Annotated in this window: 12 protein-coding genes; 3 read left to right on the forward strand and 9 right to left on the reverse strand. The window is 58.5% G+C overall.

The genetic code is table 11. The features are described from left to right. Positions 1 to 122 precede the first annotated feature (122 nt). Positions 123 to 3,062 (reverse strand): MobF family relaxase, encoded by a 2,940-nt coding sequence (mobF, locus tag AMC99_RS10535; protein ID WP_061926351.1) that lies wholly within the window; start codon positions 3,060 to 3,062, stop codon positions 123 to 125. 57 nt (positions 3,063 to 3,119) lie between these two features. Here mobF and AMC99_RS14010 point away from each other — a divergent pair, with 57 nt between their 5' ends. Then, positions 3,120 to 3,383 carry a hypothetical protein gene (locus tag AMC99_RS14010; RefSeq protein WP_157058305.1) on the forward strand — a complete coding sequence of 88 codons (264 nt, stop codon included), beginning with the start codon at positions 3,120 to 3,122 and terminating at the stop codon, positions 3,381 to 3,383. Positions 3,384 to 3,756: 373 nt separating this feature from the next. Here the strand turns inward: AMC99_RS14010 and AMC99_RS10545 are convergent, their stop codons facing one another. The 8 genes from AMC99_RS10545 to AMC99_RS10580 all read right to left on the reverse strand — a co-directional run bounded on the left by AMC99_RS10545 (position 3,757) and on the right by AMC99_RS10580 (position 17,675). Further along, on the reverse strand, positions 3,757 to 9,279 hold the full coding sequence (locus AMC99_RS10545) for a DUF3320 domain-containing protein (protein ID WP_083440146.1): 5,523 nt from the start codon (positions 9,277 to 9,279) through the stop codon (positions 3,757 to 3,759). After that, positions 9,279 to 12,146, reverse strand: a complete 2,868-nt coding sequence (locus AMC99_RS10550; RefSeq protein ID WP_047822153.1) for a class I SAM-dependent DNA methyltransferase — start codon at positions 12,144 to 12,146, stop codon at positions 9,279 to 9,281. The genes AMC99_RS10545 and AMC99_RS10550 overlap by 1 nt, the downstream gene beginning before the upstream one ends. A 9-nt stretch (positions 12,147 to 12,155) precedes the next feature. Continuing rightward, entirely contained in the window at positions 12,156 to 13,958 is a 1,803-nt protein-coding gene (locus AMC99_RS10555; protein ID WP_047822156.1) for a DUF262 domain-containing protein, read from the reverse strand. A 182-nt stretch (positions 13,959 to 14,140) separates the two neighbouring features. Then, a complete protein-coding gene (locus tag AMC99_RS10560; protein WP_061926355.1) occupies positions 14,141 to 15,409 on the reverse strand; it encodes a type II toxin-antitoxin system HipA family toxin in 1,269 nt (422 codons plus the stop codon). Then, on the reverse strand, positions 15,409 to 15,666 hold the full coding sequence (locus AMC99_RS10565; protein ID WP_061926357.1) for a helix-turn-helix transcriptional regulator: 258 nt from the start codon (positions 15,664 to 15,666) through the stop codon (positions 15,409 to 15,411). Before AMC99_RS10565 ends, AMC99_RS10560 begins: the two co-directional genes overlap by 1 nt. Positions 15,667 to 16,025: 359 nt before the next feature. Beyond that, entirely contained in the window at positions 16,026 to 16,589 is a 564-nt protein-coding gene (locus AMC99_RS10570; protein WP_061926359.1) for a DUF305 domain-containing protein, read from the reverse strand. 43 nt (positions 16,590 to 16,632) lie between these two features. After that, positions 16,633 to 17,400 (reverse strand): MauE/DoxX family redox-associated membrane protein, encoded by a 768-nt coding sequence (locus AMC99_RS10575; protein ID WP_061926361.1) that lies wholly within the window; start codon positions 17,398 to 17,400, stop codon positions 16,633 to 16,635. Next, positions 17,397 to 17,675 (reverse strand): metal-sensitive transcriptional regulator, encoded by a 279-nt coding sequence (locus AMC99_RS10580; protein ID WP_061926363.1) that lies wholly within the window; start codon positions 17,673 to 17,675, stop codon positions 17,397 to 17,399. Before AMC99_RS10580 ends, AMC99_RS10575 begins: the two co-directional genes overlap by 4 nt. A gap of 76 nt (positions 17,676 to 17,751) precedes the next feature. Here AMC99_RS10580 and AMC99_RS10585 point away from each other — a divergent pair, with 76 nt between their 5' ends. Both AMC99_RS10585 and AMC99_RS10590 read left to right on the forward strand, forming a co-directional pair. Beyond that, complete coding sequence (locus tag AMC99_RS10585) at positions 17,752 to 19,521, forward strand: copper resistance system multicopper oxidase (RefSeq protein WP_232301389.1); 1,770 nt, start codon at positions 17,752 to 17,754, stop codon at positions 19,519 to 19,521. Further along, positions 19,518 to 20,498, forward strand: a complete 981-nt coding sequence (locus AMC99_RS10590) for a copper resistance protein B (protein WP_061926366.1) — start codon at positions 19,518 to 19,520, stop codon at positions 20,496 to 20,498. Before AMC99_RS10585 ends, AMC99_RS10590 begins: the two co-directional genes overlap by 4 nt. Positions 20,499 to 20,512 lie beyond the last annotated feature (14 nt).

The following is a 20,512-nucleotide window of genomic DNA, read 5'->3' on the forward strand; positions in this document are numbered from 1 at the left end:
GGTTTCTCCAGACCATTCTCTAATGCACCGGCTTGCGATTCGGTCAGCAGTCGCTGTCCGCTTAATCCGCTCAAAGATATAAAAGCTGCCTTTCCGCTTCCGGCCCATTTCATGCCCTTTCGCTACAAGCCAATCTCGAACGGCTTGATCCGCTCCTTGGTCAGCTCAGGTTCCTTATCTCGTTCGACCTTCGGTTCCTGGTTGGCCGCTTGGATCTGACCCGCGCGCTGTCCCTTGGCTGCCGCTAGGCCAAGTCGCTCGGTGATTTCAGCGGCTGATGTCTTCTCGCCCAGATTGGTCGCAATCCCTCGCCCAACCTTGTCCCGGTTGTCGACAATCAGCGTGAGCTCGTCTCGCAGACGTGTGATCGTGACAAGGAAGTTGCTCTGCGAGAGCAGGCGCCGCTCGCGGCTGTCGAGCACGGCAATGCCCTTATCTGCTGTGAGGCCCTGCGCCATATGGGCGTTGAGCGCATAGGCGAGGTCGATCCGCTTCAGCATCGGGTCGTTCGGCTTCAGTTTATGCTCCATGCCGCTGGAGCTCGTGACCGTCACGCCGTCCTGGTTGATCGCGGTCACTATTGCCCTGTCGGCATTTATCAATCCGCGTTTATGGTCGCTCGCCGTCCAACGGATGGCGTCCCCGGTATAGAGATCGAGATCCTTCTTCTCGAACAGCTGCAATGTTTGGTCGCTGCCCTTCGACGACAATTTCGCTGGCACGAAGCGGCGCAAGTGCCCTCGCTCATCGCGAAGCGTAACAACACCCTTTTCGGTATCGACGGCGGCGACCTCATGGCTTCCTCGTCCGAGATCATGCCGCGATTGGCGGCTTGCCACTTCAAGCACCATTCCCGGTTGATAGTTGCGCGCGTAGCGCAATTCCTCGCGGGTCGCGTTCACACGGGACAGAACTGTAAGCCGTGCGCTCGCCGGTCCGATTTCGCCATTGGCGGCGAGCCCGGTTTGAACCGCGGCATTTATCTCAGAGCGCAGACGACGACCTGCCGCAAAGATCGACGTGCGTTCGCGCTCGGCAGGCGGAAGGGACAGCCAACGTTCCGCCGCAACGATTGCACTGTCTTCCTGGACCTCGACGATATGATCCTTGAGATGTTCGAGTGCATCGCTGGTTTTGCCTGACTGGGCCGCCTGCTGCGCCCTCTTCAATGTATCTGAGCGCGCACGAAGATTGTGATCCATGCGCGCCGTTTCGGTCCCAGCGCGCTGCGCCAGAGCGAAGGGCTTCCCCGCTTCGACAGCCCCCAGCTGCTTTTCGTCGCCCATGAGGACGAGGCGATCAAGCTTGAGCAGATTGGCAAGCCGGATCAGGCGGTCCTGTTCGCGGGTAGAGACCATTGAGGCTTCATCGAGAACAAGAACAGTGTCGCGAAATTCCTCGCGCGCAGCGGCTATCTCGGCTTTACCTGCCGAGCCATCAAGCAGCTTACGATTCTGCCCGAGAAAACGGTGCAATGTCATCGACGGAATGCCGGTATCCTTTTCCAGCATGCGGACCAGAGTATTCTGAACACCCAAGCCGACCACCCTTTTGCCGTGTTCTTCCAGAAGCTGATTTAGTGGCCGCAGCACGGTTGATTTGCCGGCCCCTGCCACACCTTGGACGGCTACCACGCGATTGGTCGAAGACAGGATCAACCGGCCTGCTGCTTCCTGACCGGTATTCAATTTCATGCCGTAGTTGATGGCTGCCGACGCTTGCAGATATGGCCCGGCAGTGTCCGCGTTGAGGATCGGACGAACTGCGCCTTTTCCCTTCTCGATCTCGGCCAACATGCGGGTCTCCAGCGCCAATGCATTGGATGTGGTCAGCCACCCCTTCTGCGTGCCACGCCCACGCAGCAGCGCACCTTGTTGCGCAAGTTGACCGATGCGCTTTTCGACTGACTTCATCGTTGTCGGCAAGCCGAAATCGAGCGCAGCTTTGGCAAGATCAGTTGCCGTAAAGGCGGATTCTCGTTCGGACAAATGCCGCACCGCCGATGCAACCGCGTGAGCCGTCGCAATTTTTTCCCGGCCTTTCAGATGGATCCGCTTAGGGATGAGCGGATCGCCCTCCTTGATGCCCATTCGCTCGGCGACGCTGGCGATCATTGCCTTGCCCCGTTCAAGTAAAGTGGGGCGATCATTTGCCCGCTTGGCAGCCGCAACAGCCAGCTCGTGCGAACGCAGCTTGGCGTCGCGCACCATGCCTTCAAGGTCGAGCCCCTGATCCCAGGCCTGCCCCTCCCATTGAGCCATCAAGGCACCGCGATCCACATCGCTTTGTTTGGCCTGCCGTGTCGCCAGCGTCGCCACGACGCCCGCCTCAAGCCCGCCGCCGCGTCGGGCTTCGAGCACCTCCTGCCGCCGCGTCGAGAAGGCCATCACCGCATCACGGTCGATGCCCTTGGCTTCGAAGTTGCCGTGCTTTCCGAATGCGCCGATCCGGTAGCCAAGCTTCTCTACCTCGATCCGGAAGCGCGCCATCGTCATGGCGTTGAGCAAGGTATTGTGCTGCCACAGCTTGTCATTGCGGAGCGCCCTCCACTTGCCATCCTTGTCCTGCGTCATATTGGCGACGACGGCATGAAAGTGCAGGTTCGGTTCCTGATTGCGGTTGGTGTCGTGCTGGAACAGCGCGACAGTCAGGTTGTCGCTTGCATGCAGCCGTTCTTTGCCACCCTTCTCGGTGCGAAACTGGGCCGCATTTTTCTCCGCCCATTGGAGGGTTTCGACGACCGCCGAACGGTACGCGTCAATGATCCGCTGATCCTTGCCGACGAGTGCCAGAAGCGACCAGCTCTTTGGCAGTGAAAAGGTCAGATCGGTCCCCGCCCGATGGTACTGTCCCTGGTGCCCGATCCGTTCGCCAGTGGGCAGTTCCCCGCGCAGTATTGCCTCGAACGCCTTGCCATCGACCGCGCCTGAAAGACCCAGCAGCTCCGCACCTTTGCCGACCCAGATTCCGGACCGATCAGCGTCTGCCTTGGTGTAGTAATTGTCGTTGGCGAAGTAGTTGGCCGCACCGCCAGCCGAGCGCACATTGGCAACCGAAAGCATCGCTCAGCGCCCCTCGCGCTTCGCGGCTTTGCGCTCGCGATATTCGCGAATGCGTCGTTGGTAAGCGACCACAACCCGGTCCCGCAGCTCCTTATCCTTGTGGGTTCGGAGCCAGCCATCGAGGGCGATCTTGGTGAAGAGCAGATCGGCCAGAACCTGATCGCGGAACGCCTCGTCCTGGGGCTGCTCGAGCGCCTCGATGACGGTGAGCTTCAGCCATTGGCTGACGCTCATATGCGCTGCATCAGCAGCGGCTTTTACAAGGGCGTGAAGGTCTTCGTCGACATAGCATTGAAGGGCAAACCGCACGGCGTCACCTGACGTTTGGCCGCCCCTCCTCGGCCCAATGACCCCTCTCGACTGACATCAGTCTACGGCAGCGACCACCCTGTAGGAAAACGCTAATTTTCGATTTCAAATTAATAGCTTAGATCCGAGCAACTCACATGTGAGTTGCGGATCGAGAAGTGACATCAGATGACAATACTTGGCGACAGATGGTCAAATGGCTGCGAAACCCGCAGAAATCCTCGCATCCCAAACACCGGATCTCCGGGTACGGTGTGCCATCAAATTTCCCGTAACGGCCCCACGTGACCAGTCATTTCGGCAGTGCATTCTGAAGGATTTTCGAACGCATTTCCGAAGGATTTCCGCGCCCGCGCGGCGCAGGAGCGTCGTATGCCTGAAACAATCATACCTCAGCCTCTACTGCCGATCTCGCAATCGCAATTGCCTCTTCGAATCTGAGCCTCGTCGGCTGTCGGAGCCGAGCCAATTTGAACGCTTTGGAGAAATGCGCGAGAATATCTTCGTCTGATTTCTTCGAACGGATTCCGGGTAGCGCCAAACTCGCCAACTCAATCAATGGGATATCCCGGTGCGATCTCCAGTCGGATCTTGAGGGCCTTAGGGGTACGATGGTCTCCGGGCTCGAATGCTTGGAAAAAAGGACAAGGCGATCCCCATCGTGCGACCGTCGGCATTCGGCTGGTACCGCAGCAACGACCCTCTCCTGAATTATCCTTCCCGCCTTTTGCTTCCCGTGCGCGCGGGCGACCCGCTCGACAACTAAGTCTAGGTAGACAGGTCCTTCGAGTTCGATGACTTCCCCGACGATTGATTCCAGCCGTCGTTGATAGCCATCTTCATAAATCTGATCGCCATCGCCTTCGGGCACTGACAACTCGGAAAACTGGTACTCTTGCCCCACCTCGTGAAGGGGCAAACGATAAACCGCTCCAGGCGATTCCACGGACCGATCATTCGAGGTCTGCGGCTCATCTTGACCAGGCGAGGTGGCAAGCTGGTGAAGCCCCCTTCCTCGGCTTTCCACCAACCCGCGCGAATGGAGCGAGTTGCCGCGCGATGGAGAAAGTGCGTTATTAACAAGCTCCTCCCATTTCTCTTCGTGCGGCCTGAATGCAGCAGTTTCGCGGTCTGCAGGTGACAGTGGAAGGTGGTCAGGCAACGTCCGCTTCAGCTGGGCGTTGCTCCAGACCTGTCCATCCGACATCAACTGCAAAATCTCCGCCTGAACTTGGCCTTCAGTGACCCTGGTCGAGTTGCGATCCTCGTCCTCAGCAGGCGAATGCTGAGCAGCTTCATCATTCGTGGTGGCCTGGTTACCGTCACTAGTGTCAGCGGTTTCATCAGGCGCGAAAGTTTGCTCTGCGTCGTCACCTCCAGCTGCGTCAGTAGTACGCCAGGTACGTTGCTCAACATGTCGACTTGTCCACTCGTCGAAACCGCCAACTGGCTGAATGCCACGCTCGGATAAGAATCCGACCAGTTCCTCCAGGACTTGTCCTTGGTCCCTGACGAAACGAGATGCGAAGCATCTCCAGACCGTCCAACCAGCTCTTTCCAAAATACGCTGCCGGTTCATGTCGGCGGCCCAGCGATCAGGGCCGTGATATCTATCGCCGTCGCATTCAATGGCGACACGCCGGTCATTCTCGCCCTCGACGACGAGGTCGATCCTAAAGTCCCCTACCTTGACTTGGGTGTCGACCCTGTACCCTCTCTCGACCAACAAATCATACATCTCGCGCTCAAAATCGGACTCACATTTTTCTCGCCGATCCTTGGCCTCCTGACCATCAGAGGGAAACGGCATACGGAAATGATCCAGCAGCGCGCGCCTTAGCTGATCGGAATGGCGCAAGGCCTCCACATCAATTGAGCGCACCAGATAGGTCCGGTCACATGCCCTCGAGAGGGCGACATTGAAGCGTTGCTCAAATCGCACTCCGGACAACGCGCTGTCGCCAGTCTGTGCCACAAGGGAAATGAACATGATGTCTCGTTCATCGCCTTGGAATGCGGTTGGGTCACCAACGCGGAGGTGATGCTGCTCAATCACCTCAGGTCCCAGTTTTTGCTCAATGAGGCTATAAATGTGAGCTGCCTGTTTTTGACCTAACAGGGTTGTTACGCCGATCGTCCTCTTTGCCATCATAGGATCGGACGTGATTCTCTCGATCTCTTCGACGATGTAGGCTGCTTCAGGAGGATTTATGTCTCCCTGACGATAGCCGTCCTCGATCCGAACGTCGATTAGCGGAGGATCAAGCCGTTCCGAGGCAGTGGGTAGCCGAAGCGGGTTCAGGCGGTGATTGTAGAACTGCGCCTTAGAAAATTCGATGATGGGCGCGACACAACGGAAATGTTCGGTGAGCATGATCGCCCCACCGGCGAAAACAACCTTACCCAGATCATACAACGATTGCTCTTCGCGAAGAGAAGCACGGTAGTCAGGAACTTGCCCTGAAAGATGTCGAACCGCTAGTTCATCCGCTCTCGCTTGATCGCGCCCTACAAGGTCGGGACTCACCTGCTTATCGTCGCCAACAATGAGGATGGTCTTGGCTCGGAGAAGAGCTGGCAGTGCCGCCACCGTCGACTGAGATGCTTCGTCAACAATAACGAGATCGAACAGCCCCAAGTCTGCGGGAAGCGATTCTGAAACCCGGTAGTGCGGCATGATCCAGCATGGCAAAGCACCTTTTGCGCGATCAGATGCCTCACGTGCTTGGCGTCGGTATCGGCCTGCACGTTTCCCGGTGCCCCGCCCGATCCTTCGAACGGCATCGGCATAAGCGGCGAGTGCCGCCTTGACCCCGTCGCTAGCCTTCTTGCTAAGCTCAAGCCATGTGCGCAGCTCTATCGAACGTTCGTATGCTCGCTTGAGCAGTGTCTCCTTCTCATTGCGATCATAGCCAAGTTCCCTGAGCCGATGATGCTTGTCGTTGGCATCCAGCCAGCGCTCTAAGCGGCGGAGACGCCACCGGTTCTCCCAATCGCCAGGCAAGAGCTCATCTTCGACACCATTGACCGGATTTGACCTTAGACGCCGCGCCCATCGTCGGGCGCCAGACATCTCGATGAGATCTGTCACCGCAGCAATCTTTTCAAAAGCGTCGCATTTCGCTTTGATCTCTCGCAGGCGCGTTATGAGAGAGGTCCACGCTTCAGAAAGGGTATCGATTGAGACTTCCGGGCTTCCCAAACGCGTTACCGCTAGGGCTCGAAGCTCCGTGCTGACTTCGTATTCACAAGAATCCAACTCTGAACGGAGCGAAGTGCGCAAGCTCTCAGCGTCGGCCAATCGATATCGTAAGAGGTGTGCGTCAACGGCATCGAGCAGATGGCTGATTGCTTGCTGATCTCCATCCCGCAGGGCTGAAAACGAGACAAAAATGGCATCGACGATAGACCGGATTTCTTGGCGGCTTGCGATCAATGCATTGGCAGCGTCTATGTGATCGAACTGGCGCCTTGCGAGTTGCGCCAAGCCTAACTCTTGCCCCTCTAGCTGATCGCCAATTCCGCCGGCCACCACGTTGCTCCAAGCCGCCTGAAAACGCCGAACTGAGGCTCGTGCAGCCACAAATCGCTGCACGTCGCTCCATGCTTCGGCACCTGAGGCATGCTCACCGAGCACGGTGACTTCACCCAATTGAGCTTTGAGTTTTGCCGCGAAAATCCCGCTAACAAGACCCAATGCAGGTTTGCCGTCGGCCTCCCTTTCGATGGCAGCAAGGAACTTGGGATCGATCAGCGCTTCCTCCGGTACGAATACCGGCCTGGTCAGGAAATATTGATACTCGGTGCCGAGCCGTAAAGCCTCTTCACGTAAGCTTTCGAAGGCACTCAGTCGGTTGTCTGGCTCGGCCTCTCCAATGCATTGAAGCAACTCATTGGTCCAAGGATAGGGCGCTCCTGCCACCCGTTGCTCTTCGGCAGACAGCGACTTCAATTTGGCCGTGAGGTCCCGCAGACGCGAAACAGTGTCGTCTCGATCTTCGCGCAAAGCCGGAAGTTCACCCCTGCTAATCCTTTCCCGGATCTGCTCAGCTTTCGACAGATCCTTGTGCGCATTTAGGAGCGCTTCAACTGTGGGAAGGCGTTCAAGGTCCGGAAGACGCGCGTTTATATAGACGAGGTCGTCGCCTACGACCCTCCGAGCCGTCCTGAGTTCGGCGATGTCGGAATCGGAAAACGCTGGATCGCAGGATGAAGACACATCGAGATCATCCGGCATCCAAGCTGTTAGTTCCGGCGAGGCTGCGACCAGCCGGGCGGCGCGAATTGGTTCGTAAGTGTCGCCATCCAGCGTGATTGGCGAAATTGCCGCGCGACCAATCTTGTCGACCTCTGTATCGATCAGCGCCAGTTGCCGGTGCAGCCTGTCAATCTGCTCGTCGAGATCATCGATCTCGTCCTGCAACTCGTGGCGCCGCAGGCGTTGGAGCTTTTCGGCGATGATATCGACGGATTCCTGAAACTGTTTGAGACCGTCCCGATCGCTTTCGAGCAGGCTCACCGCGAGCGGACGCACCGCTTCCGGTAGTTTGTCTCGCAAAACCTTCAGTGCGGGCGCCTTTTGCGATGTGACCAGGACGCGCTTACCGAGGGCAAGGTAGTGGCTAATGATATTTGCAATGGTGTGTGTCTTGCCAGTCCCCGGCGGCCCTTGAACAACTACACCAGGGCGCACTTCCAGGCGCTGCACCACTTCGACCTGTTCTCGGTTGAAAGGCAAAGGAAAGAACAGATCCTTCCCTTCACCTGTCGAGGTCGTTACACCGGGAATGCTGGAGATGCCGCGAAACTCGGGGTATTCCTCTTCGCTCACCGCATCGGCGGGCTCAACAAGCAGGGAGGCCACTGCGCTCGGCAGCTCCGGCGCCTCTTCCCCGTCTTCAAGAAGTGAGCGGAACCGGCGCAAATCTTCCATCAACTGCGTGGCACGACGCTCTCGCTGGAAGAATGCAAAGGCATCGCCAATGCGGAACTGTGGTTCGACCGAAGGGATGATCCCGGACTGCGGTGGATCCTGATCGGGAAGGTACACAGCGTCAGGGTCGAGCAAGGCAGCGGCTTGGCGAAGCGGCGGCGCAAACGTCTCCGAGGCGAATGGAGACAGGCTCTCTTCCTCCAGTTCGTCAAGAAACTTCTCGGTGGCAGAGCGCCATTGATCGAGCGCACCCAGCCCCATCTTGTCCAGAGCATCCAGTTCGAGGCCAGGATCGGCTTCCATGCGAGGCCTCACCTCAATTGCATGGGTCAACTCATTCAGGCTGATTTCCTGCGCTACAGTCAGCAAGGGGTACCGCAATCGCTTGCCGTCACGAAACAGCGTAGCGAAGCCGATGCCGCACGTAAGCTCAAGCGGGATATCGCTAACGCCTTCGAGTTGCTGGCGCAGCATGAACAGCGCATTATAGAGCGCGATTGTCGCGCGGCGAGGCGTCTCGGTCTCGACCCAACTCGCCCAGGCATTTTTCAGCCAATACTCGAAAAGGAGTTCGACCTCCTCGCGCTCGGCAAAGTGCTCGAACGAAACATGCTCGGGAGCATCTTCGGCCGCGATCAAGCCAGCCTCAACAAGGACGGCTCCTGCGACTTCGCTCTTTAGTCGCGGCTCGCTTTTTGGATCGTCGCGATAGGTCAACCAGACCGATAGCTCAGCGTCCTCCGGGGCTGGCGGCGCCTTCTTTGGCAACCGGTCGACACGCAACCATATCGGATCGTCATCACGGCCCACGTCGAGCGCGACGCCGGGCAACCCTTGAAGCTCAGCGCCGGTTTTCCGGAAGGCCTTGTGGTCCTGATAATCCAGCACGGTCTTCAGCTTGTCGCGCTCGGTGGCTTCGACGTAGTCGATCAGGTCAATCAGGCGATTGATTTCGGGTGCGACTGGAGCGTGCATCAGCCGTTCGCCCTTTCCTGATTGAGCCGGAACAGGCGCGCCAGAATCTCGTCGTCGGTCAGCAAACCGGCGCGGTAGTCGTCGCCCCAGCCGTAGGCTTCGGCAACCGCTTCATCGAGCGCGCGGTGGGCGTGGTCCAGCCATGCGGGGCGGGCATTGTAGAGGTTGGTGAGGGTGCGCTTCTTCAGCTCTCTCGCGGCGGCCTCGTCCTTTGGCAGGATGCGGTCGGGATAGCCTTCAACCACTTCGGGGACGCGCTCGACCAAGTCTGGCGGATTGAGCCAGTTCTCGCGCATTTCATTGAGCCGGGACGCGGCTGTTGCGATGGCTTGCGCTCGCGGATCATCGGCATAATCGGCGGTCGGGACATCGGGCGTAAGTCCTACCGGGAAAGGGAAGGTCGCGAATACCGAGGTATGAGTATACCTTGGACGGTCTTGGAGGTCAGAACCCTTCCGCAGCGCCCAGAGCTCATGGAACCGGCACTGCAAAATACCAAAGGTCGTATCGTCATCACGCGGGATTACGATCAAGTTCTTGTCTGGCAGTATCGGCAGTTGGAGCCATACGAAGATCCGATACTGAGCAGTTTCTGGCGTGACGAGATATCGATCAACCGCATGGATCTTTGCCCGCATTTCTGGACGTGGCCAATGGGGTTCCCACCATCGTGGGCCCGCCCGATCGCCAAGCTCCGCGCGAAGCTCTGCAATTGTCTTTCCGTCCTCGTCATTGGTTGTTCGGATGTGTTCGAACGGGCTCGCGAATGCGGATGCGTCTGCTTCGCTAAGGCCGAGCGGTAGATCGATGAGCCAAAAATCCCTTGGACGCCCGGTTACATCATCTCCGTTCCAGTATGGCTTCAATATCTCGCTGTTAGGCAAACCATTGGGGTTTGTAGGCTCAGCCAACCATACTCTCGCCATCCCTCCCGGAACGTCGAAAGGACCACTCTTCTGGATCCCAAGATAGGCACCATTCCTGTTCTCGGGTACCGCACGCGCCAATGTTAGATTTAGTCCAGTGGTCAAATCCGGGTTGATTGAATCGACCTCCTGGCCGTTGAGATAGGCTGCCTGCCCACTGTCACCAAAACAAACGAGCGATACGTCGACTGCCGCGCCATCGATGGTCCATTTCTCTTCGCTCCACGCCTCGAAAATCCGCGAGTCATTTAGAATGCGCTTCATGACTGGAAGGTTCGTATTCTTTCGGATGGAGTTCGTGGCAACCAAGCCCGCTCGCTCACAGCGCCCTTCGGAAATTTTCTCTCTCGCCTTCTCAAACCAGTAACAGGCAAGGTCGGTGAAACCGGGCAATCGCCCTTCAAATGCAGCCCGAATTTCTTCCGTCTCTTTCACGCCCAGCAGACGCTTCATAAGCTTTGCGCCTAGGAAAGGTGGATTGCCGACAATTGCATTTGCATCCGGCCATTGTGTTTCCGCCCCATCGGGTGCCAAGATCGCATCTCTGCACTCGATGTTCCCAAGGCTGCGAAGGATCGGGTTTTTGGCGGCCTCAAACCCATTGCGGCGCATCCACTGGATTTCTCCAATCCAGACCGAGACTCGTGCTAGTTCTGCAGCGTAGGGATTGATTTCAATTCCCATGACGTTTTCCGGCCCGCTTGAGGGAAAGCGTGCAGCAAGCGCCGGTGAGAGCGCTTCGGCCTCAAGGTTCGTGCGATGCTCGATATCCTTGAGCGCCAGCAAAGAGAGATAGAGAAAATTGCCCGATCCGCAGGCGGGATCAAGGACGCGGAAATTTCGGAGCCGTTCGTGCCACTCAGCCTGATGGCGCTTGGCCTCGGTCTCTGCCCGCGTCCTCGCGCCGCCAGTGGCTTTTTCGGCCTTGGCCAACGCTTCCTCGATCTTTGCCCGAACCACATCCCATTCCGCCATTAGCGGGCGAATGATGACCGGCTCGACAATCTGCATGATCTTGTCGCGATCGGTGTAATGCGCACCCAACTGGCTGCGCTTGTCAGGGTCCAGCCCACGCTCAAACAACGTGCCGAGGATTGACGGATCAATCTCCGACCAGTCCAGAGCGGCGGCGGCAATCAGGTTGTCGATATCGGCGCGTTCGAGGGGCAAGGCGCTGTCTTCATCGAACAGGCCCCCATTGAACCATTCGACTCTAGTGAAGCCGACCAGTCCGCCGGTCTTCATTGCCCCGAACAGGATGGCTGCGTTGGTTGCGAAGCTATCCGGCTTCCCGACGCTGGCCTTGAGCATGGCAGTGAACATGTGGTCGGGCAGCAGGCCAACGTCCTCGGCGAACATGCAGAAGACGAGCCGATTGACAAAGTGGGCGACGGCATGGGCCTCATGTCCGCGCGCGCGCAGACGTTGGGCAAGCTGGGAGAATTCCTCTGCCGCCTCTTCGGTCAGCATCTGGCGCGTCTTTGCTGGCTTCAGCCGTTCAGGATCGAGGAAGCAATTGCGCAGGAGATCGCGGGTGGCGCCATCGAGCAGATCATCCAGCGCGAATTCGTGGACCTCCTGCACCGTGTTCGTCCAGTTGGTGTGGATGCGGAAGCGGTCCATGTCACTGACGATCAGCAGCGGCGGATTGTCGAGCGCGATGGCATATTGCTGCAATTGGGCGAATGCGCGGTCGAGGTCCTTCTTCTTGCCCTTGTATTCCCAGGCGAAGCATTCCTTGCGCCAGACATCTGCCCAGCCCTCGCCCCCGCCGGTTTTGGAAGCGCCCTTTTCAAAGGTGAACCATTCGCCCTTGGGGTCGGCGGTGATCGGGTCTTCGATGTCGAGCAGGCGGCAAATGTCGTTAAAGTGCGACTGGGAAGCCGTACGCTCTTTCAGGTCAACGGCGCGCCATTTCTGGATAAATTCTGCAGGGGTCATGGGTAGTGGTTACTCCGCAGCCTCTAGCTCTTCTTCCGCGTAGTAATCCTCTTCGTCATGGTCGGATGGAACCTCGGCCTCTTTCAAAGCCTCCTTGCCCATCGCGTTTTCGATGATGGTCAACAGCCTCTGGCGCCGATCATCCATGAACCCCTCGAAGTCGTCGGCATGCAGATAGCTTTCCTCGATCTCGTGGCTCTGGAGGATCGCGGTCAGGCGATCGGGGGCAATCGCCGGATTGTTGTCATTACCCTTGGTCAACCTGCCCAGATAGGAGGAAGGGGCAACACCGCCGAGCATCCTGTTGGTGCCAGACGCAATCGGCGTCTTGTTGACGATGCTGTTGTAGATCTCCGGCCCAATCCCGACACTCTTGCACCACGCTTGCGGGAAGATGTGATGGATGTCGACATTCTCATCGAAGAACACAGCCTGGTCATAGGGCTGGCCTGACTTGAAGTCCTCCGCCCCGCATTTCATCAGCAGAGCATGAACACCCTTGTAGGCTGCCGAAAGCCTTGAGCGAAGGGTCCGCAACCTGCGCTCCTCAAAGCTGGCTCGCTGAACAGTCTGAGGCTCTGCGCCGCCCGACAGCCAAGGCTTGAAGTCGCGAATGTCGAGCGCGAAGCGGCTTTCAACCGCCGAACCATACAGCTCCCCAAACACTCCGGACCAGTACCAGCGGGCCAGCTTCTGCCGGACTGCGTCGTTTTCCCAGGCATTCCCAAGCTCTGCCAAAATCGCCGCAAGCGGGACAAGTTGGGTCTGATAGGGAAGATCCCGCGCCTTGAAGATCTTCAGCGAATGGAGAAACTTGGCTGCCGCGATGTAACCCGCTTCAACCTTCGGCGCGAACTTCTGGTATGCCGACAATGGAACCTGAAGCAGGCTGTTGCGCGTTGCGCTGATTGCCGGCGGCTCCTTGCCCGCTGCGGCCGCCGCTTCCCGTACCTCCTTGGTATATAGCAACGAGATCGCCTGCAGAAATTCGACGGGTTCGATCTTGTCTAGCACTGGTTGGCTTGAGACCAGTCGCTTACGGCGTTCCTTCCAATCGTCGCGCAGGTGGAATTCATCTGCCGCATACATCGCGGTCACAAGCTCGAATGCGTCGAGCGGCTTTCCGCCTGTGTTCACCTTTTCGAAAACGAGGCAGACAGCTGCCCTGCTCGTGTCCTTGCCCAGTTTGATAACCGGCACCTGATACTGGGTAAAATTGTTGACGACCTCCTGCATGAAGTCGTTGACCAGTTTGAGATGCTCCGCGCGCTGGGCGAGATCCTTGTAGATCCAAGCTGTTGCGGCCTGATTCCAAATATGCGCCTCAAACATTCGGTCGATCGGGAAATGCAGGTGTTCGAACTCGTTCTCCTCGGTTGAAAGATCGAGCTTGATGTCCCGGCCAAAGTTCTCGCGGATGATCCGGTCTTCGGGGACCGGCACAATGGCTTCGCTGCGCGGGACATCGGGATCGAGCGCTGCGCGAATATCGAAGTAGAAATGCAGCTTGATCGGTCGCTTCTTCACAGTCTGAGTTGAGACTGGAACGGTTGTGTAAGTCGACTGGTAGAGCGAGGTCATGCGCTGCTGGCCATCAAGCAGGTAAGCCTCGATATCCTTGGAGGGAGAGGGCGCGCCCTCAACGGGGCGAACCGCAAACGACACTTCGCCAGTCGCATCCAAGGTCATAAGCGCACCCACTGGGAAGCCCTCAGAAATCGAAGCCAAAAGGTCGGTGATGCGATCTTGGTCCCAAACCCATCCACGCTGAAAATCTGGCAGCTGAAGCTTGCCCTCATGGCATTCGCGCATGAGGTCGCTGAGCTTGTATGGATTGGTCTGAAATGACGTCGTCAAGATTGCCCCCTGCCAACCGATTGGCGATGAATTGACTTTATAGAGAATTATTTAGCAAGAACGTAATGGACGAAATCTGTCTCGATCACTCCGTTTGGTCTATTGAAACGTCATTCTTGCACCACCGATCTGCACCCTCATGTCTCTAAGAGCTTCAAGGCAACGATGCTGGCACGAGCCGATAATGCCTCTGCGACCGGCGCGACCATTTCCTCAGCCGGATTGCCGGGCACCTGAACACCCTTCTCAATCTCCGCCCTCACCGCTTCAGTAAGGTCAGCCAACCGGCGACGGATGAAAGGCGCACCCAGCCCGGCCTCTTCCGCGAAGCGCGCGACGTTCCCGATGTCGAATTCCTCCACGGTCGCGGCGCGGCCAAATCGCATCGCGAGCTTTGGCGAGAGTTGCTTCCACATGTGTGTGGCGACGACATCGTAAAGCGGGGCAAGCGCCACTTCGCCGTTCTCAAGTCTTAGCAGGCTGTAATTCTTCGCGTGAGCGTCGGCGTTGCCGATGATGAGGTTGAAGATTGCCGCGTCGGCAAGTTTCAGCACTTCGCGCGCGGGTCGAGTGGCAGCGCTACGCAACAGCGCAAAGCTGTCCCGAAAGGTCGGTCCACCCTCTGCCGCGTATTTTCGGTTCGAGGGTACGCCAAGTGCTTGGGCGAAGTCTTCCTGGTGCAGTCGGTGTGTTTTTCCTTCAACCGAGATGCGATCATAGCGTTCAACCAGCAGGAACGGTTTCCCCGCAGCAGTGCGCCACTCTGCATGGGCTGCATCGATACCCACGGCGCGTGCCAAAGCGAGGCAGAAGGCCTCATTCGCAGCCAGGTAGGGAAAGCGGTCCGGTTCGGGCTTTATTAAATGGGTAGAGGGTTCGCCCGGACGAGGGATCGCGATGCCTCCTTCTGCGGTGAGCACCACGGGCAGTTTACTCTGAGCCCCTGCAAGGCTCAGCCTTGCGCCGCCCTCGCCTGCCAGCATGGGCACGGAAGGCAAACGGTCGAATAGTTCCGCTAGCTCGCCCTCTAGGAGTGGTTCTGGAGCGGTCGTGGAGTAGGCTTGGAACAGCTCTTCCCCCTCGGGCAGGAAGGCCAGAGTACCCGCAACATCTCCGCCCAAGGCCTCGAGCAGACGAAATGGATTGTCAGGCGAAACCCCAAGTGCCCGGGCGATAGCGGTGCGCTGACCTTCTTCGGGAAGCAGACCGCCAAAGACCGCCTTGCAGGCATGGTCCCCAAATGGCCCTTCCTGCTTAGGCATTGCGTGGGAAAGTGCCGGTGCCTTGTCGTCAGCGAGCCATTCCGGCAAATAGACGAAGTGCATCGCACCACCCTTGTCGATGGACAGTTCGCCCGCCTGACGCTCGCCCCACCAGACAACCAGCGTGTCCAAGACCGGCAGCATCACTCCACCTCGTCCTTCTTAGGCTCATCCATTCGACCGGCGGTCACGATTCCGTCGGGCCGCTTGATCTGTAGTTCGCATCCAAGGGCCGCGAGCACATCAAGCACCTTGCCCATTTGGACGGTGGGCTTTCCTCGCTCCAGCTCGACCAAAAAGCGCAGGCCCACCCCGCTTGCGGCGGCCAGCTCGTCCTGGCGTAGTCCAAGCTCCTTGCGTTCATCGCGAATGATCTGGCCGATAGTGGCAACATCGAGCATGTACGTTACCTTTCCCGAGCGGGAAATCTATGCCAATTTCCGGTCAATTGCAAGGGAATTTTCCCGAACGGGATATTTCGTCTTTGGAGAGACGTTTTGATAGGGTAGTTTTCCCGTGCGGGTAATATTCTGCTTCTCCAAAATTTCGTGATTCTGAGCCCCCGAATTGCTCAAAGCCAGATCTGAAAATTGCAGTTCAGGAAGGCGGGGTAGCAATTGTGGTAGCGAGCCCTCGAAGCGCTTCACATTTCCGTTAAACCACAAGTGATTGCATCAACCCACTTGCCACCTCCGTCTCCGCCATATTCTTCCCGATAAAATCCAGCTCTGACACCCGGCTCCGACCCTGACCCGCGCAGCTATTTCGCTGGGGTCGGCGTCCCCGGGTTCACCTTGCCTTCGAATTCGGGAATCGGGCGCGCTTCGGCCTCTGCCTTGGTCGCAGCGACACCGTTCTTGTCGATATCCTCGAGCAGCCACCTCATTTCGTCGATCTCCTTGCGCTGGGCGCGGATGATGTCATTGGCAAGCTTGCGCACGCGCACGTCCTCGATCCCCGCCCTTTCACTGGTCATGATGGCGATCGAATGGTGGGGGATCATCGCAGACATGTAGTCGCTGTCATCCACTGTCACCTGGCTACGCACGAGGAAAAGGGCGAGCGCGAAAGTCACGGCCGATACGCCGATGATGATCCAGTTCTTCGCCGTGTTCTTGTACATGCCCCACATGAAGACGAGCATGACGACGGCCATCACCGCACCCATCACGAACATCATCCAGAAGCGGGTTTCGCTCCAGAACACGTGATCGAGTGCATAGGTATTGAGATACATGAGGCCGAGCATGATGACGGTCGACGTTCCGACCATCGCCATGAAGCGTTTGTAGTTTCCCTCGTGTCCCTGGTGCTGGTCAGCCATGATCTGCTCCTGTCTGAGGGCGAACCCGGCCGTGTGGGGCGATTTAGAACGCGATCCATCCCATGGCGCTCGCCCCCATCCACAAGCCCATAGCTATCATGAACAGGTTTTCCGTCAGCGAGACAAAGCCGAGCGGGACGTTGCTGTTGCCCCCGACACAGGCACATTTGAGTTCGCGCTTGTCGATATATACCGCCTTGAACACACTCACCGCGCCGATCGTTCCGATGAAGAGAGAGATCGGCACGGATATGATCGGCAATGCCTTTGCCGACATCAGCAATCCGGCCAGCGCCTCGCCAAAGGGGTAAATCAGGCCATAGGGCACCCATCGCCGGGCGAGCAGGTCGTAGTTCAGGAACATGGTCGAGAAGCTGCGCACGTCCTGCAGTTTTTGCAGGGCGAGGAACACCATCGAGAAGCTGACGAACCATTCCGCCGTCTGGATTGTCAGGAGGCTCTGGAAGCTGAACCAGCTGAGCGCCATCGCCAGCAGGAAGGTGGTTGCGAATATGGCGATGACCGGTTCGTAGCTGGTTTCACCCTCGCCCTTCGTCGCAGGTGCCTTGCCGAAATATTCGCGCAGCGCGTCGAACCCGCCGATCCTCTTGCCGTCGATAAAGGTCTGCGGAGTGGTCTCGACGCCATGCTCTGCCTTGAAGGCATCGGTCTGTTCGCGGGTGGTCAGGTGATTGTCGTGGATCTCGAATCCCTGCCGCTTGAGCAGGTCGATGGTCTTTATGCCGTAGGGACAGGTATGGTCTGGCATGACCATGCGAAAGACGGTCGCTGTTTTCGTCTTGCCGTTCATCGTTTCGCCTTCTCGTAAAGTTCCAGCAGCTCGTCGAACTTTTCGCGCTGCTCGGTTTCGTCACCGCTCGCGATGGCTTCCGCGACGCAGCAGGCGGCATGGCTGCGCAGGACCTCGGTCTCTGCCCGCCCCAAGGCGGCTTTCACCGCCTGGATCTGCGTGAGCACGTCGATGCAGTAACGGTCTTCCTCGATCATCCGGGCGATGCCGCGCACCTGCCCTTCGATCCTGCGAAGGCGGTTGAGCGCGCCCGATTTGTGACTGGATCCCGGCATGTTGATTCTCGCTTGAAATACCCTAGGGGGGTATATAGGTGTCATGCCATCACATGATCAACCCCCGATCCCGAAGATGAGTTCCGCCATGCTTGCCGTCTCGCGCCGAAACTTCCTCAATTCCCTTGCCGGTGTCTCGGTCGCCGCCGGCGTTGCCATGCCGGCGTGGTCCAGGGGCCGTTCGCTCGAACATGCACACAAGGGGTTCGGCACGTTGTCGGGCGACACGATCGACCTCGCGATCGGCGATCGTCACTTCTCGACCGGAGGCCGCAGCGGCCACGCCTATGCCGTCAACGGAACGGTCCCCGGCCCGCTGATCAGGCTGCGCGAAGGGCAGGACGTGGTGATCAACGTCACCAACAATCTTGACGAAGACAGCTCGATCCACTGGCATGGCATCCTCTTGCCGTTCCAGTTCGACGGCGTTCCAGGTGTCAGCTTTCCCGGGATCAAGCCAGGCCAGACCTTCACCTATCGCTTTCCAATCCGCCAGAGCGGCACCTACTGGTGGCACAGCCATTCCGGCCTGCAGGAGCAAGCGGGGCATTACGGGCCGATCGTGATTGATCCGGCAGAGCCGGACGAACGCTACGACCGCGACTATGTGGTCCTACTGAGCGAGTTCACTCCGCTTCACCCGCACCAGATCGCGCGCAAGCTCGCGGTCGGCGAACACTACTTCAACCGCCAGATGCAGACGATTGGCGACGGGTCGATGAGCGCCGAAGACAAGCTGATGTGGGGCGGGATGCGGATGAACCCGCGCGACATCTCCGACGTCACGGGCGTGACCTACACCTACCTGGTCAATGGACACGGACCGGCCGACAATCTCGAATTTCTGTTCCGGCCGGGCGAGAAAATTCGCCTGCGGATCATCAACGGATCGGCGATGACGTTCTTCAACCTGCGCATTCCCGGCGTGTCGATGAAGGTCATCGCTGCCGACGGCCAGGAGGTCGATCCTGTCGATGTCGACGAATTCCAGATCGGTGTCGCCGAAACATACGACGTCATCGTCGAACCCGGAGACGGGAGCCACGCCATCGTGGCAGAGGCGATGGACCGGTCGGGCATGGGGATTGCCAGCCTGACCTCGCACGCGGGCCATATCGCGACCCCGCCGCCTCTCAGGGAACCGGTCACTCTGACAATGGCCGACATGGGTATGGGATCGCATGGCGGGACGATGGGCCACGGCGATCATGCGGGCATGGGTGGCACTGGCGAAATTTCCGGCGTGGATCATGCAATGCCCGAAACCGGCTCTTCCATGTCGCACAACATGCGCGACACTTCGAAACTTCCTGACGATGTAAAGGTCGGACCCGGCATCGACATGGTCAGCCCGATGCCGATGGACCGCATGGATTTTCCAGGACTGGGCCTCGACAAGGTGTCGCACCGCGTCCTGCGATATACCGACCTCAAGGCAAGGCACGCCAATCCGCATCGCATGCCAGAGCGCCAAATGGAGATCCATCTGACTGGCAACATGGAACGTTACATGTGGTCGTTCGATGGCAAGCAGTTCAGCGCCGTAACCGATGATCCCATCCGTTTCGGATATGACGAAAGGGTGCGGGTGAAACTGGTCAACGACACGATGATGGCGCATCCGATCCACCTTCACGGCCATTTCTTCGAACTGGTCAACGGCGCGGGAATGATGAACCAGCCGCTGAAGCATACCGTGGTGGTACAGCCCGGAGGCACTGCGACCTTCGACCTGACCGCCAATGAGCCCGGCGACTGGGCATTTCACTGCCACCTGCTCTATCACATGCATGCAGGTATGATGCAGACCGTCACAGTCCGCCCCTTCCAGGAGGAAGCGGCATGAACCGCCTCATTCCCACTCTCGCGCTGGCAAGTGCCGCGATGCTTTGCGCCCCGGTTTCGGCGCAAGACCACTCGCATGGCGAAATGATGGACCATTCCTCGCGCGCGATGGATCCTGCTGCCGACAAGGACGCGCACGCCGATCATCGTCCTGCAGAAAAGCCGACGATGGAGGAGATGCCCTCGGCGAAGCCAGCAATGATGGATCACGGGTCGCACGCGGCGAAAGAGCTCCCCTCGGGACCGCCGCCCCCGCGCGCATTCGAAGGTCCGCAGCACGCCGCCGAACTGTTTTTCGACCCGCAGGAAATGGCGGCTGCCCGCGCCTACAACCATTCGGCGCATGGCGACATGACGACCGGCACCTTGCTGGTCGAACGCCTGGAGGCGCGCATAACTGACGGGTCCGATGGCTATGTCTGGGATGCCACCGGGTGGTACGGCACGGCGACCGATAAATTCGTCCTGAAGTCGGAAGGCGAAGGAGAGTTTTCAGGTAGCGTCGAAGATGCCGAGATCCAGGCACTGTGGGGCCATGCCATCGGCCCTTTCATCGACCTGCAAGCAGGTGTGCGCCTAGATGTGGAGCCTGAAACCCGGGCACACCTGGCGCTCGGGGCAGCAGGCCTGGCGCCCTATATGATCCATTTCGATGCAGCGCTATTCCTGTCCGATCGCGGCGACCTGACCGGACGGATCGAAGCGGAACACGACATGCGGCTGACCCAGCGCCTGATCCTGCAGCCCCGGATCGAGGCCGAGTTTGCAGCGCAGGATATCCCTGAAAGAAAGACCGGGGCTGGCGTGACGAAAGCTGCCATCGGGGCGCGCTTGAGATATGAAATTGAACGCGAGTTCGCGCCCTATGTCGGGGTAGAATACGAAGCGGCGCTGGGAGAGACTGCAGATATTGCGCGGGCCCGCGGCAACGATCCGGACGGGATCAACTTCCTTGCCGGCCTTCGCTTCTGGTTCTGATCCTGCCGAAGGCG

Source organism: Altererythrobacter epoxidivorans, from assembly GCF_001281485.1.
In the GTDB taxonomy this organism is placed as follows: domain Bacteria; phylum Pseudomonadota; class Alphaproteobacteria; order Sphingomonadales; family Sphingomonadaceae; genus Erythrobacter; species Erythrobacter epoxidivorans.